The sequence below is a fragment of the Geofilum rhodophaeum genome (assembly GCF_002210225.1).
GTDB classification, from domain to species: domain Bacteria; phylum Bacteroidota; class Bacteroidia; order Bacteroidales; family Marinilabiliaceae; genus Geofilum; species Geofilum rhodophaeum.
The window spans coordinates 23,269-37,791 of the sequence record NZ_MWUJ01000011.1 but is presented as its reverse complement, the minus strand read 5'-3'; the positions used below and the strand labels follow the sequence as shown (position 1 = coordinate 37,791).

Here is a 14,523-nt window from a genome sequence, read left to right as displayed (position 1 = left end):
AAATGAAATAAATATGGCAAATATGAAACTTTATTTTTTATGCCTTTAGTGAATAATATTTATCTATTTCTAAATTTTTATTAAAACTTTGAATACAGATAAAAAAAATTAATCTATTTTTGTAGATTATCAGGACGAATAAAAAATTTTATAAATGCATTTTACAAAATTGCCATTTGATGCATATATTCAAAGTGTAGACAGGATGTTGACTTTGGTTCAGGAGAGTCAGGACTTGTTGAAGGCTCTTGCTCGTTTTGGCTACAATACATCCCGTTTGGAGGAGGGCAGAAGTGTTTTTGTAGACCTTGTCAACATGCAGCAAAAGCAGGAAGCCGTTATGCAGGCCAAGATGGATGCTCATGAAACACGTAAGCAGTTGCAAGTGGCGGTCAGAAAAGACTACATGAAAATGCTTCAGATTGCCCGAATCGTTTACGATAAAGATCCCGTGGTCAGTAAGGCCTTACAGCTGGAAGGCGCTCGCGCCATTACCATTGATGCCTGGATCGATCAGGTCGAGCTTTTCTGCAGTCGACTGATAAAGGAAAGTCGTTGGCAGAAAGTGCTTCAGCAGTATGGGGTTTTGGTTGAGGATTTGGAAAAACTCCTGGCGCGTGCCCAAAGCCTGAGAGAAGTATCCCTGCAATGCGATCAGTTGAAACAGGATGCCAAACTGCAAACGGCTGAGAAGAAGAAACAGTTGAAAGTTCTCCAGGATTGGGTCAGTGATTTTATGAAGATAGCCAAGATCGCCTTGGAGGATCGTCCCAATTGGTATGCACGGCTTAAGAACCCTGAGAATGCAAAAATTAAGCAATGAAACTTAATTGCTGTTGAACCGTAAAAACTGGGAATTTATAGTTGTTCTAAAGAGGACAACAAGATATAGAAAACAGGTGCTTGGCGACATGATTTATTTGCTGATAGTGAGCAGTTTCGTGTTTGTTTGAGGGGAAGGATGTGCTTAATTTTTGAGTTTTTTTGATCAAAAGATCAACATTATTTTAAGCAGGGGGACAAATTGTTGATAAAAAGCAGACTGTTTGTGTGTTTCAAGCCTTGTAGATAGGCGAATTAGATTATTTTTGTATGTTAAATATTTACCCGACAGACTTGTCTTACCCTAATTATTAGGTTATGATTGACAGATATTTACTTAGAATAGTTGTTGTTTTATTACTGGCAGTTCTTCCTTTGGCGGTTTTCGCACAGGTTGATTACCCTCTTGATCTGCCTGAGTCAGAGTATGTAGAGATGACTGAGCGTATCAAGATGGCCAACGGATTCTTCCTAAAAGGGGGATCCGGAGACCTTTCCAGTGTGCCAGTTACATATTGTTCAGAGGGTGGTTACTTTGATGTGGTTCCATCTGCATGGCTCCCCGAAGCCGATGGATTAGCTGTTGAGGTATATTCAACATTGGGAGGTGAGCAAGTGTTGCAAACTGGCTGGGGTGAAATCATTGGATCCGGCCAGGCGTCTGTATATCGATTCTATCCAGATCTTGTTGAGGAAGAATTTTATGGAAGTCGAATTTACTTCTACGTTTTCCAGACAGAATTTGATGGGGAAATTGATGTTAGAATTACCATTGAAAGCGATTATACCCGAATTTTTGAATCTCCCACCGAATTTGAACTTACGAGACTAGACCCCGATCAGTGTGCCGGGAATACAGTAACGCTGCAGTTGTCCGGTAGTGAACCGTTTGTTGAATATCAGTTGGAGAGGGGTGGCACTGCTGTGGGGCTTCCTCTGTCAGGTAATGGTTCCCCTTTAACCTTCGCTGCTGATCAAACAGGCACCTATACTGTGACAGCCATTAGCCAAATCCAAACTATTTGTGAGACCCCAATGGATGGGGCCATAGAAGTTGAGATTTTTCCCTTACCGGATCCCACTGCCAGTAGTGATGCTTCTGCCTATTGTGAAGGCGATCCCATTCAATTGAGTGGGGGACCCGATGATATGGTCAACTACAGCTGGGCCTATCCCGATGGAACAATTGTAGAGGAGCGTAATCCATTGATTGCATCCGCAGATTATGGCTCGCACAATGGTACTTATACGCTCACCGTGGAAAGTGCCGATGGTTGTATTAACAGTACGACCCTTGATGTTGAAGTTAATGAGAATCCTGTCGCCACCTTGCCGGCAGACTTTGACGTTTGTGAAGACGCTCCCCTTAATTTTACTGCTACTGTAACGGGGGGCGCAGGATCATACAGCTATGCATGGACCAAGGAAGGAAGTCCAATCGGTACAGCAACGGCCAGCATTTCTGTTCCCAACGCATCTTTGGGTGATGCCGGCGTTTATGAAGTAACCGTAACAGATGCCAATGGTTGCGGAGCTGCTACCGCTTCCATTAGCATTGGCGTAAACGAGCGACCGGTTATTGGTGCAGTTTCGAACGATGGACCGGCTTGTGAGGGTGAAAGCATACAGCTCTCATCTTCCGGTGTTACAGGTGTTGGTATATTAAGTTATGCCTGGACAGGTCCCAATGGCTATTCTTCAAGTGACGAGAATCCCCTAATTGACCCTGTTACTTCGGCCGATGCCGGAGTTTACACTTTGGTGGTGAGCGATGAGAGTGGATGCTCCAGTGATCCTGCTACCACCACAGTTGTTGTTGACGCCCTACCGGAGGCTACCCTAAGTGGTGATGCTGCTGTTTGTGTGGGTGCAACAGGAAGCTATACCGCTGGAGGAGGCGATCAGTACACCTTTACAGTTTTGGATGCGTCCAACACCACCGTTGAAAGTCAGGGGCCTTCGGCGTCAAATACTTTTGAGACTTCAGCACTTGCCGTCGGAAGTTATACCATTAATGTGTTGGTTGAAAATGCAGCCGGCTGTACAGCCGAGGAGTCTGTGACTTTGACGGTAAACGCAGCCCCGGAGGCTACCATAGCTTTTGATCCCGCGGTTATATGTGAAGGAGAAGGCAGTGAGTTGGTCGTGGAATTAACCACCGGTGCAGCACCCTGGTCCTTCAGTTATAATGATGGCTCCGGCTTAGTTTCGCGCAGTGGTATTAGCGGTCTCACACATAGAGAGGAAGTTAACCACACCAGCAATGTAACTTATACTCTTTTGAGTATTACCGATGCCAATGGTTGTACCGTAAATCCAAATACTACGGCTGCGCTTACGGTAAACGAGCGACCGAGCGTTTCGGTGAAAAGCGATAACGATCCCAGCAATGAGGTTTGTTTGGATGGGACCATGGACTTAACAGCCACAGCCTCGGACGGTATTGCCCCTTATGGGTATCAATGGTATTTTGAAGGAAATCCCATAAGCGGGGCAACTGGTGCGACTTATACCATCAGCAACGCAGAGGCAGCAGACGCTGGTGCCTACAGTGTGGTGGTAAGTTCCTCCAATGCCGGAGTGACTTGTGACAGCGATCCGGCAAGTCTTACGGTTACTGTTGTTGAAGTGACTGCTGCACTTGATGGTGCAGCAGGGTATTGTCTTGGGGGCACCGAAACCTATACAGCAAGTGGGGGAGACAGTTATACCTTTACCTTGTACGATGCTGGCAATAATGTGATTGCTACGCAGGCCACATCTGTCAACGACAGCTATACCACCTCTGCCGCTCTTACTGCCGGAGACTATACGCTTGAAGTCGAGGTGGCGAATGCGCTGGGATGTGGCGATGTCGCCACTTTGCCCTTCACCATATATCCAGAACCTGTAGCCAGCATTTCCTTTAGTGAGTCTGTTGTCTGCGAAGGAGACAATACCACTCTGGAGATTGAACTTACTAGCGGAAGCACGCCCTGGTCGGTAACCTATAACAATGGCGTTGGTGACCAAACGGTTAATGGTATTACAGAAACTAGCTTCAGCCTGGAATTTTCTCCTACCGGGGATGTGACCTATACCTTAGTCAGCATTACCGATGCCAATGGTTGTACTGCAACACCAGGAACTACTGCTGAGGTGACTGTAAATGAAGTGCCTACGGTTGGTTTGTTAAGCGATAACGATCCCTCTAATTTGGTTTGTCTGGGTAATGATATGCTCTTGACGGCTACAGCTTCAGGAGGAGCCGGTAATTATGTTTACCAGTGGACCCATAACGGAGTAGTGATTCCTGGAGTAACCGGTGCGACCTATACCATTTCAAATGCGGAAGCTGGCGATGCAGGAGAATACAGTGTGGTTGTTACCGATACCGACAACGGACATGCTTGTGAAAGTGCCCCAGCCAGTCTGATAGTTGTTGTAACAGAAGCTGTTGCCGACTTGAGTGGAAGTGGAGAAATTTGTGCGGGCACCTCTGAGGAGTATACCGCCACAGGTGGAAGCTCTTATCTCTTTGAATTGTTGGATGCTGCCGATGCTGTAATTGATACGCGTGCATGGGACAGCGATGCGACTTACTCTACGGATCTTGCTCTTGCAGTGGGCACTTATACCTTACGCGTAACTGTAGAAGATGCCAACGGCTGCCAGGCGCAAAGCGAACTGCCCATTGAGGTTAAAGGGAGTCCCGATAACACCTTGACTTACAGTGCTACAGATATTTGTTCTGGCGAAAGCATCACGCTTGCTGCTCAAAGTGGTTACAGTACCTACATTTTCTATGTTAATGGGGATGAAGTACAGAATGGCACCGACCATGAATACACCAGCAACACTTTTGTGGATGGCGATGTAGTTAAGGCCGAGATTATTTTAGGTGCCTGCTCAACCGAGTCGGCCGAACAAACCATTACCGTTCGCCCGCTTCCAGTTGTCGAACTGGTCAGCGACCAGCCCGACAATGTGGCTTGTCCCGGTGAGACAGTTCTACTCACCGCCTCCGGTGCCGATCAATACGCTTTTGAAGTAAACGGTGTTCAAGTCCAGGCGCCTGGTGCCACAGCTACTTACAGTGCGGTGTTTGCCGACGGCGATCAAATCATCGTTTATGGTGAAGCAGCCAACGCTTGTGTTGCTTCGGATACGCTCACCATTTCAGTTAATACACCGGTGGCCACCCTGGCTTTGTCGTCCAGCGAATTGTGTGTGAATGAACCCCTTACGCTGACTGCCGGGGGAGGCGTTCAGTACGAATTTTTCCGGAACGGCGTTTCTTTGGGTGTTGCAGGAAGCGCGTCCACTTTTGAAGTGAGCGATCCTGCTGATGCTGATGTCTTTAGCGTTAGTGTTGTAAATGAATACGACTGTGTTGCTTCCGAGGTAGCTGCCGCAATTGTGGTTCACGACCTGCCCACAGCTACATTGAATTCAGATCAAACCGTGTTTTGTCATGGTACGGAAGTCACCTTCACCGCCGAAGGGGGAGATGCTTATGCTTTTTATAGGATCAGAGGCGGAGTAGAAGAGCTGGTTCAAGAAGGTAGTTCTGCCACTTATTCTGCAACAGACTTTGAGGATGGCGACCAAGTTTATGTAGAAGTAAGCGACGCCAACAGCTGTGCCGCTGCATCTGCAAGCATCACGCTTACTGTTAGGCCCTTGCCAGAAGCAGGTATTACGGTTGCCCCACAGTATGCCGGCGAGGGTGATGATGTAACCATAAGCGGTAGTGGTGGAGATGATTACCTCTTCCTTGTTAATGGGGAGCCTTATGATGGCGATCTCAATGGTTGGATTACCGGACCGATTGTATTAACCACCCTTCAAAATGGTGATGAATTGTCTGTTACCGCTCGTAATGAATTTGGTTGTACCGACAACAGCGAGGTGGTCACAATGACCATTGATACTTATCCCATCGAGTTTGACTTACTTCCGGTTTATTCTGAATATTGTGAGAACGATGGTGGTGCAACGCTTTACTTGGAAGAGCACGAACCTTTGACCAACGTAGAATACGATTTGTTCGAGGTCAATGAAGCCAATGAACTGATTGGTCCTGCAGGGATTACTCCGATAGAAGATGGAGACTTTCTCATTTGGACAGGAGTAACTGAAGGCAGTTATAAGGTGGTTGCCCGTCGATTGCCAGGTGGATTGGAAAAAGAATTTGCTGCTGTCGCAGAAGTGAAAATGAATTCGAATCCTACTGTATTTGATTTAGTTGCCGTCGAGAATACGACCATCTGTGAAGTAAGCATTTCTTTGTCAGGCTCAGAGACTGGGGTCTATTACTATTTGCAACTTGATGGTTCTCCTTTAGTGGAAGATCCAATTGAAGGGAATGGCAGTTCTTTGGATTTTGGTACTTTCTCTTTTGGTGGGACTTACTCCATACTTGCTGTGTCTCTCAACGGCTGTAGCACAGAAATGAATAATCCTTATTTGAAGGAGGTTACCCCAAACAGTGCTCTGTTTACCGTAAGCTCTGATCCGGTAGATGGATCTTATTGCGAAGGTTCAGAAGGTGTTATCATACAAACCGATGGTTCTGAGGATGGAGCAGCCTATCAGGTATATTACAATGGTGCATCCTTAGGTGAAGGTGTTAATGGCACCGGAACCCCCTTGTCCTTCGGACCCTATACCAACGAAGGTACTTATAGGGTTGTAATAGCAGGTGCCGGAGGCTGTTTGTATGTGCTCGATGACGCCATAACAGTCAGTGAAATCGCACTCCCGGATCCGGTAGCACTTTCTGCCGAAAATGAAGGTCACTTTTGTGAAGGGGATACAGAGGGTGTTGCATTGACCCAGACCGGCTTCCAAGCTGACGTTAATTATGCCTTATATTATAATGGGGCCTTGGTTACTGGTTCTGAGTGGACTGCCAGCAGCACCGATATGTCTGGTTCCTATTCGTATGGAGACTTTAGTCAAGCTGGAACTTACACCATTCAAGGCACCACAATAGGGGGAGGATGTTCGCAGCAGGTCGCTGAAATCGAATTGGTAGCTGATGCCTTGCCGACTGTTTTCGAGTTGAGCGGAGATGATTTTTATTGTGGTCCTGATGGCCAAACCATTCTGGCGCTTTCCGGGTCTCAATCAGACGTGGAATATACCTTGTATCGCGATGATGTTCCTGTAGCGACTCAAAGCGGAAATGGTGGTCTTTTGAATTTTATCGTTGATCAGGAAGGAGAATATCGGGTGGAAGCGGTTTATATACATGAACATACCAGTTGTCCCCTGGCCATGAATGGCATCATTCAGGTGGACGAGCGACCTTTGCCGGATTTAACCAAGCTGGTAAATGTAGATGTTTCCACTGCAGATTGCACAACGGGTGCAGAGGTTACTCTTTTGGCCTCAGAGCCTGGTGTAGAATATGAAATCTATTGGTGGGCAGACGAGGACAATAACGGTCCCACCGGCAGTATATTAAGCGGAGATGGTTCAGATCTTGTTTTTAGTGCAGCCATTATAGATGGTGGTGGCAGCTATAGGGTTCAGGCCATAATGAATGGCTGTCCTGAATTTTTGGATGAGATCTTTACTGTGGATATTCCCAATGTGCTTGAAAGGTTCAATATAACTGGTGAGGGCACCGTTTGCGAAGGAGACGGAGGCGTAGAAGTAGGTCTCTCAGGGTCCGAAGCTGATGTTACTTATAGCTTGTTGGACAGGGACTTGGGAAGTGTTGTTGGATCGCCCATTAATACTGCTGAGCTGGTTGGCTATACAGCAGGAGATGCTTTGTCCTTTGGAATTATCGAAGAGGCAGGGAACTACATTGTTGAAGCGGTCAGTAATGATGGTACATGCATCCTTGAAATGAACGGCGACTTTGAACTTCGTTTTAATCCTCTTCCCATAGCCTTTCAGCTGACTGGTAGTGGGGTGTTCTGTGATGCTGGATCGGGAGCCGCTATTGGTCTTGATGATTCTGAAGAAAACGTATTATATACTTTGATTTGGGATGATGCAGGCGTGCCCAGGACGCGTGGTACCGCTATTGGTTCTGGTGAGGCCCTGTATTTTGCTGGCGTTTCTGATGAGGGTGACTATACCGTTTATGCACGTAATACCCTCACTGGTTGTACCTCCAGTATGAATGGTACTGTAGAGGTAGAACAAAGGCCGGCTCCCTCGGAAGCTCTTACCATCACGGCTAACGATTATTGTTCCGATGGTTCAACAGGTGAACTTACTGTAGCGGGACATGAGACTGATGTATTTTATCATTTGTACAGTCCGGATGCTTCCGGTAGTTTGATTCAAACATTGGTGGGCACTGGTGGAACAGAAGATTTGGTATTTGAAGGACTTCAGGAGGGCAACTTGTACACGCTCTATGCTTCTTGGGAAGATGAGGCTTGTATGGTAGCACTGTCGTCGGATATTTCTGTAAGTCTCTTGGATAGTCCGGAGGTTCCCGTTTTGGATCCCATTGTAGAGAATCCAACTTGTGCGGGTGAGGCCTTTATATCGGTTACCAATGCCCAGGAGGGTGTGGTTTACACGCTTATTAATGAAGAACTGGGTACTCAGTTTGAGATAAATGATGAACCCGTTTTATGGGATTATACCTTTTTGGAGAACGAAGGCCTATTATCTTCCTTTTTGCAGGTTGTCGCGGTACATGAAACGACTGGGTGCCGTGTCGGCAGTGACCTTTTCCGGATTGAGGTGTTGGATGCTCCTGGCGACTTTGTGTTGGAGAGCAATGGTACACCTGTCACCCGGGATGTTCCTGTGGTCAAGTGCTCCAATTCTCCCTTCGACTTGCGCATACCGGTGTCTGAAGACGGTGTTTTGTATCGTCTGTACAGACGTTCAGCCTCAGGTGGAGTGGATCGCCTGGCTACGCTCGAGGGCAATGGTGCCGAGATTAGTTTTAGTAACATTAATCAATGGCCTGCTGGTGATTACTATGTTGAGGCAACTTTTGCGTCTTCAGGTTGTGTGGGTAGTGTAGCAGAGTTTACTATTCAGTTGTTGTACAGCCCACATCATTTTGTGCCCTTGGTTTTGAACTACACAGACGGTCGTCTGGTTGTCGAAGAGAAAGTTCTTAATGCTACCTATACCTTGTACTTTAACGGAGAAGCACATCCCTTGGCTCCAATTCAGGTGAGTGTACTGACTGATGATGTTGTATGGGAAGTGGGTGAGCCTGGAACCTATTATGTAACTTCTCGAAGTAATGAGGGTTGTATCGACGAATCCAACCGCATTACCATAACCGATGTCACTCCGCCAGTTGCTGAATACAGTTTGGATATTGACCAGGTGTTGGAGTACTGTTCTGGCGATGCCAGCGGAATTGATGTCGTTTTGACTGGAACAACGGCTGGTGCATTTTATGAGTTGGTCAAGCTGGATGACCCCGATAATCCTGAAGTGGTTCAAATTAAGAAAGGTAAAGGCATTACTGACGGGGGCGACGTTGTCTTTAATGGCGTAGAAGGTACGCATACTTACAGTATATGGGTGGATGGTTCGGCCGATAAGTTTGAAGATGCCTCCTTCGTAGTTACTGAATACGCCACTCCTTCCTCCTTCTTGTTGAGTCGGGGAGGCGCAGTAGGTAGTCATGAAATAACACTTACCGGATCTGAAGAGGACGTATGGTATTGGTTGATTCGCAACGGAGATATTGATTTTGAGGAGATGCCTCTGATTGGTTCAGGCGAAGCCTTAAATTTTGGTACTGTTGACAGGCCTGGTGATTATTTTGTTATGGCTTTTGGTGAAGGCGGTTGTGAGGCAGTGATGGAAGGAATGGCCAACATTTACCAGAGTGAATTGGTGGCTGTTAACGATACCCTGTTTCTTTCACCAGATGATTTGGCAGGAACCCTTGATTTGGTAGAAAACGACCGGTTCTCGTTTATTGGAGGCCTGGATCGATTTGGACCTGGCGGTAATCTTAGATTCAGTATGGTACAAGCGGCCAACAGTGGTGCGGAGACTGCACTGGATGAATTTAGCGGATTGCTGAGTTATCAGAAATTACCCAGTTTCTATGGCGAAGATTTCCTGGAATACCGCATTGAAAACCTGGATGTTCCCGGCCGTGTTTCCGGAATAGCCCGTGTGGTGATAATGGTTGGTAATAAAGACTTTAATGAGAATCAGAGTTTCTTACTGCCCAATGCCTTTTCACCAAACGGCGATGGCATCAACGATAGGTTGGTTATTAGTGGTTTGGGTGAGACTGAAGAGTCGACACTTGAGGTATTCAACCGCTGGGGAACTATTGTCTACCGTAGTCAGGGTAAACAATACGACAACAGTTGGGATGGTACCTCCAACGTTGGCGCCATGGTTTCTATTGGCAAAGACTTGCCCAATGGCGTGTACTTTTACGTGTACACTGTTAAGAAGAATGTGAACGGAAGCATTCAGACAAGGAACTACTCGGGCTATGTAGAACTTAGAAGATGAGGATGTTGCACGAATTAAACAGAGCAGGAATTATTATAAAGGATAGTAACCCAAATATGCCGGAAGGCTTGGCCCTTCCGGAACTTGAAAGACCCATGATTATGGTAAAGAAAATTCTTATCCTATTAGGGCTGTTTATGATTACAGGAGGCTACGGTCTGTTGGCGCAGAATCAATATCAGTTTAACCACTATATTGCCAACCAGGGCTTACTTAATCCTGCTTACAACGGCACAAGGGATGTTATCAGCGGATTGATGATCCATCGCAGTCAGTGGATTGGTATTGAAGGTGCCCCTATGAATCAGGCATTAAATGTACACGGGGGTATTGAAGATACCGATATAGGAGTGGGCTTGGCCCTGGTAAACGACCGTATTGGTTTTTCCAACACCTTTGATTTGTTTGGAGCTGCCTCCTATAAAATCCAGCTCGATCGTGATCGCAAATTCCTGTCTTTTGGTTTGCAGTTTGGCTTCAGTTCCCTGGTTTATGATGGAACCAAGTCCGTTACCGGAGAATTTGGAGACCCTGTTTTTGATGGTAAGGAATCACAATTGAATTTTAATTTTGGCTTTGGTAGTTATTATTATGCCGATGATTATTTTCTGGGTTTCTCGATACCGAAGTTTTTCAGCAATCAGTTTGACGAGGGAAGTGCCGGATTTAAAAATACCATTGACTTTAAGAACCTGCACATGTATTTGTATGGAGGTTATGTGTTCGATTGGTATCCGGTAAAGGTGAAACCCACCATGCTCGTGAAGCACGTATATGGCGCACCCATGCAAGTCGATTTTTCTGCCAATGTTTTGTTGGCCGAGCGTTTGTGGGTCGGCGCTTCGTATCGCACCATTTCAGAGGCCGTTTTGTTGATGGAGTACATCATAAATCGTCAATTTACTGTTAGGTACTCCATGGATTATTCATTTTCTGCCATCAATCAATATGCCAAAGCAGGTTCACATGAAGTAAGTCTTCAGTTCGATTTCTCGTTCAATCGTAGGGCCGGTATGCGATCGATTCGTTATTTTTAATTCATTAAGCGGACAGTTTTTGACAACCAAAATACCAATCTCATGAGACTAGCCTTTAACTCACTTTTAGTTCTGATATTTCTCTTTGTTGCTCAGAGCGTTGTTGGACAAGGTTCACTTCGTCGGGCAATAAATCAGTTCGAACGGGGAGAGTATTATGAAGCCCTTCAGTATTATAAAACACTTATGGAAAACGATTACCCTTTGGAGGTAGAGGATCGTATTCGTATTGCACATTGTTATTATGAACTGAATGATATCGATGAAGCTTTTTCCGCCTTTATGGATTTGGAAGAGCATTTGTCGGGTTACGATTTATATGTTTATGCCTCAGCGACGCATCGATTTGGTTTTTATGAAGGTGCGATTGAGTTGTATCAACGCGCCCGGCCACAGAACCCCAGTTTACAATCTCAAATCGATGAGTTTATACGGTCCTGCGAATGGGCACTGGAAAACGACGAGTTTGTTTCCAATGTTCGTGTTAACCCATCATCCATCATGACCTATGGTCAGTCTTTTGGGATTTCATATTATGGCGATGGGGTAGTGTATTCTTCTGCATCTCCAGAGAGTTCCGGTCGTAATCACGACCGTTCGGGAAGAGATTTTTTGAGTCTCTACTATTCCGATATTGAAAACGATCAAATTGTAAACACGCGTTTGTTTTCTGAAAATTTGGTTTTCCCTTATCACGTTGGAGCCATTTCCTTTACTTCGGACAACAAAACGATGTATTATACCCGCTCAGTGCGTGTACGTGGTGGTAATTCCATCATTAAATTGTTTTCAGTCGTTTACGATGGTAATGATTGGGTAAATGAGCGGGAACTGCCTTTTAATTCGGATGAATTTGACAATGCGCACCCAGCTGTATCGCCAGATGATAAATACTTGTATTTTGTATCGAATCGTCCGGGCGGTTATGGTGGTACCGATTTATGGAGGGTGGAACGTCGTCCCAATCGTACTTACAGTGCACCCAGTAACCTTGGGCCACGCGTCAATACCTTTGGTGATGAACGCTATCCCTTTGTTAGTCAGGATAACACCTTATACTTTGCCAGCGACGGTCACATGGGATTTGGTGGTTTGGACTTGTTTCAGGCCCACTACGAGAACGGTATATGGGGAGATACCAAGAATATGATGCGTCCCTTTAACTCGGAGAAGGATGATTTTGGCTATGTGATTAATCCCACTGATTCAAACCGTGGTTTTTTGTCGACCAACCGCCAGGTTGGAGGAGAGGATGTGATTTTTTATGTCCAGTTTAATGAAGACACACCACAAGTAGTTGAGCCCGAGCCGGATATTGTTCCCGTACAAGAACTGGTTCGGCCGGTAGAAACGCTGCCCGCTGAAAGACCTGCTGTGGTTCGGGAACCTGAGCAGGAACCGGTGCCTGAACCTGAGCCGGAGCCAGTAGTCGAAGAACCTAAGGTTGATCTGAGCCTCTTTCCGTCGTCCGTTTCTTCCTTAGTGAGCAGTTCTTTTAATAATGAAGCAATTGGTGGTGCGCGCGTGGTCCTTTCAGATGCTTTTACAGGCAGCGTGGTAGGAGAGGCATCAACCGGGAGTAATGGACGTTTTAATATTACTATTCCCGACACCTACCGCAGAGAGGGACAGGAATTTGAAGTAAGTGTAGAAAAAGATGATTTTAACACGCGAAAGACCGTTGTTGGCATCCTCGATTTACAGGAGGTAGGTGCCGGAGGTTTTGCCCTTCGACCTGTTTTTAAGGAGGCCGACTTGAACGAAATCAGTGGTTTATCCATTCCCTACAGAAACGACGAGATTACTCCAGAGGGCTTGGCTTTATTGGATAAAATTGCCGCCTATCTGCTGGCTAATCCCAACATCGTTATTAAGTTGAACGGACACACCGATGCCAGAGGCAATCGTCTGACCAACCTGCAGACTTCTCAGGAGGTCGCCGAAAAGGCCAAAACTTATCTGTTGACTAAAGGGGTGCCCGATGCAAACGTTATTCCTCGCGGTTATGGGGAGCGTTATCCCGAAAATTCCTGTCGAAGAGGAAAGGTTTGCAGCGAGCAGGAACATTTGGTGAACCGTCGCCTCGAAGTAGTGGTTTGGCGTTCCCTTAACTGAGATGTATATTTAGAATTTTGAATAAAACTCACTTGCAATGAAGCTGGTAAAAACCTTAATAAGCCTGATGTTTATGTTTTCAGTCTTTTCGGCTCAGGCCGATAAGCTGGCTCATTTACGAAGTTCAAGAAAGATAGTCACCGAAGATGTTGTTCGTGCACCGCATTATACCATCCAGGTTGTTGCACTTAAGGAGCCTCCGCAAAACGCTTCCTTTTTTCAACAGTTGGATCAGGTACGGGAATTTGTTTGTACCGATGGTTTTGTGCGTTACACCGTTGGTGCTTTCGCCTCCTTTTCGGATGCAGCCCGTGAACTGGAAGCTTTTAAGGCACAGGGCTATACCGATGCCTTTGTTTTAAATACCCGAAAAATTTCTTTGAAGAGTTCGGCTCAAACACCCGTGGTCGATAAAGATGCAGCACCCGTTCCTGGCACCCAGTATACCGTGCAATTGGCTGCGTATCGTTTTCCGGTATATGTTTCTGAGTTTTCAGAATTCGACAGTGTTCAGGAGTATTATATGCGCGATAAGATTTATCGCTATTGTGTAGAGAATGTGGATGGGGCAGATGCGCTCAGGGTCTTGGCAGAGGTTCAGGCTAAGGGTTATCCGGATGCCTTTTTGGTACCCCTGGAGAAGTATCGTCCTTTCCGAATTGAATAAATTGTACAGCAAGCCGGTCTGTCGCTGACTGCTTCGGCAGTGGGAGGAAAGTCCGGACAACACAGAGCACCACACTTCCTAACGGGAAGATACTCGCGAGGGTATGCAAGGCGTAACAGAGAATAACCGCCACGCTTGTCGTGGTAAGGGTGAAAAGGTGGGGTAAGAGCCCACCGGTACTGCGGGCGACCATGGTAGCCGTACGTCCTGTGGGTTGCAAGACCATGTATATTCCGGTTCCCCTTTGGGGTACAGGGTTGCTCGTCCTGGTGGCAACAGCCGGAAAGGGTAGGTCGCTAAAGGCAAGGGGTGACTCTTGCCGCAGATTAATGACAGGCACCGGCCTCGTGTCGGTACAGGATCCGGCTTACAGGCTTGCTGTTTCAATTTATTTTTACTGAGTGGATGTCCCCTTTATGTGGCCCA

5 protein-coding genes and 1 other RNA gene are annotated in these 14,523 nt (G+C 46.3%); all 6 read left to right on the top strand.

Annotated elements, in window-relative coordinates; genetic code table 11:
- The first annotated feature begins 154 nt into the window (after positions 1-154).
- The 6 genes from B4W65_RS10935 to rnpB all read left to right on the top strand — a co-directional run bounded on the left by B4W65_RS10935 (position 155) and on the right by rnpB (position 14,483).
- Positions 155-823, top strand: a complete 669-nt coding sequence (locus B4W65_RS10935) for a hypothetical protein (RefSeq protein WP_088655201.1) — start codon at positions 155-157, stop codon at positions 821-823.
- 317 nt (positions 824-1,140) lie between these two features.
- Positions 1,141-10,278, top strand: coding sequence for a T9SS type B sorting domain-containing protein (locus B4W65_RS10930; RefSeq protein WP_146697775.1), 9,138 nt, complete (start codon positions 1,141-1,143; stop codon positions 10,276-10,278).
- 101 nt (positions 10,279-10,379) lie between these two features.
- Positions 10,380-11,315, top strand: a complete 936-nt coding sequence (locus B4W65_RS10925) for a PorP/SprF family type IX secretion system membrane protein (protein ID WP_088655282.1) — start codon at positions 10,380-10,382, stop codon at positions 11,313-11,315.
- 42 nt (positions 11,316-11,357) lie between these two features.
- Positions 11,358-13,430, top strand: a complete 2,073-nt coding sequence (locus tag B4W65_RS10920; protein ID WP_088655199.1) for an OmpA family protein — start codon at positions 11,358-11,360, stop codon at positions 13,428-13,430.
- 37 nt (positions 13,431-13,467) lie between these two features.
- Positions 13,468-14,097 (top strand): SPOR domain-containing protein, encoded by a 630-nt coding sequence (locus B4W65_RS10915; protein ID WP_088655198.1) that lies wholly within the window; start codon positions 13,468-13,470, stop codon positions 14,095-14,097.
- 5 nt (positions 14,098-14,102) lie between these two features.
- Positions 14,103-14,483: RNase P RNA component class A (rnpB, locus tag B4W65_RS10910), an RNA gene on the top strand.
- Positions 14,484-14,523 lie beyond the last annotated feature (40 nt).

Coding starts and splice junctions, on each gene's coding strand:
- B4W65_RS10935 (WP_088655201.1), top strand. CDS start 155: ATGCATTTTACAAAATTGCCATTTGATGCATATATTCAAAGTGTAGAC.
- B4W65_RS10915 (WP_088655198.1), top strand. CDS start 13,468: ATGAAGCTGGTAAAAACCTTAATAAGCCTGATGTTTATGTTTTCAGTC.
- B4W65_RS10930 (WP_146697775.1), top strand. CDS start 1,141: ATGATTGACAGATATTTACTTAGAATAGTTGTTGTTTTATTACTGGCA.
- B4W65_RS10925 (WP_088655282.1), top strand. CDS start 10,380: ATGGTAAAGAAAATTCTTATCCTATTAGGGCTGTTTATGATTACAGGA.
- B4W65_RS10920 (WP_088655199.1), top strand. CDS start 11,358: ATGAGACTAGCCTTTAACTCACTTTTAGTTCTGATATTTCTCTTTGTT.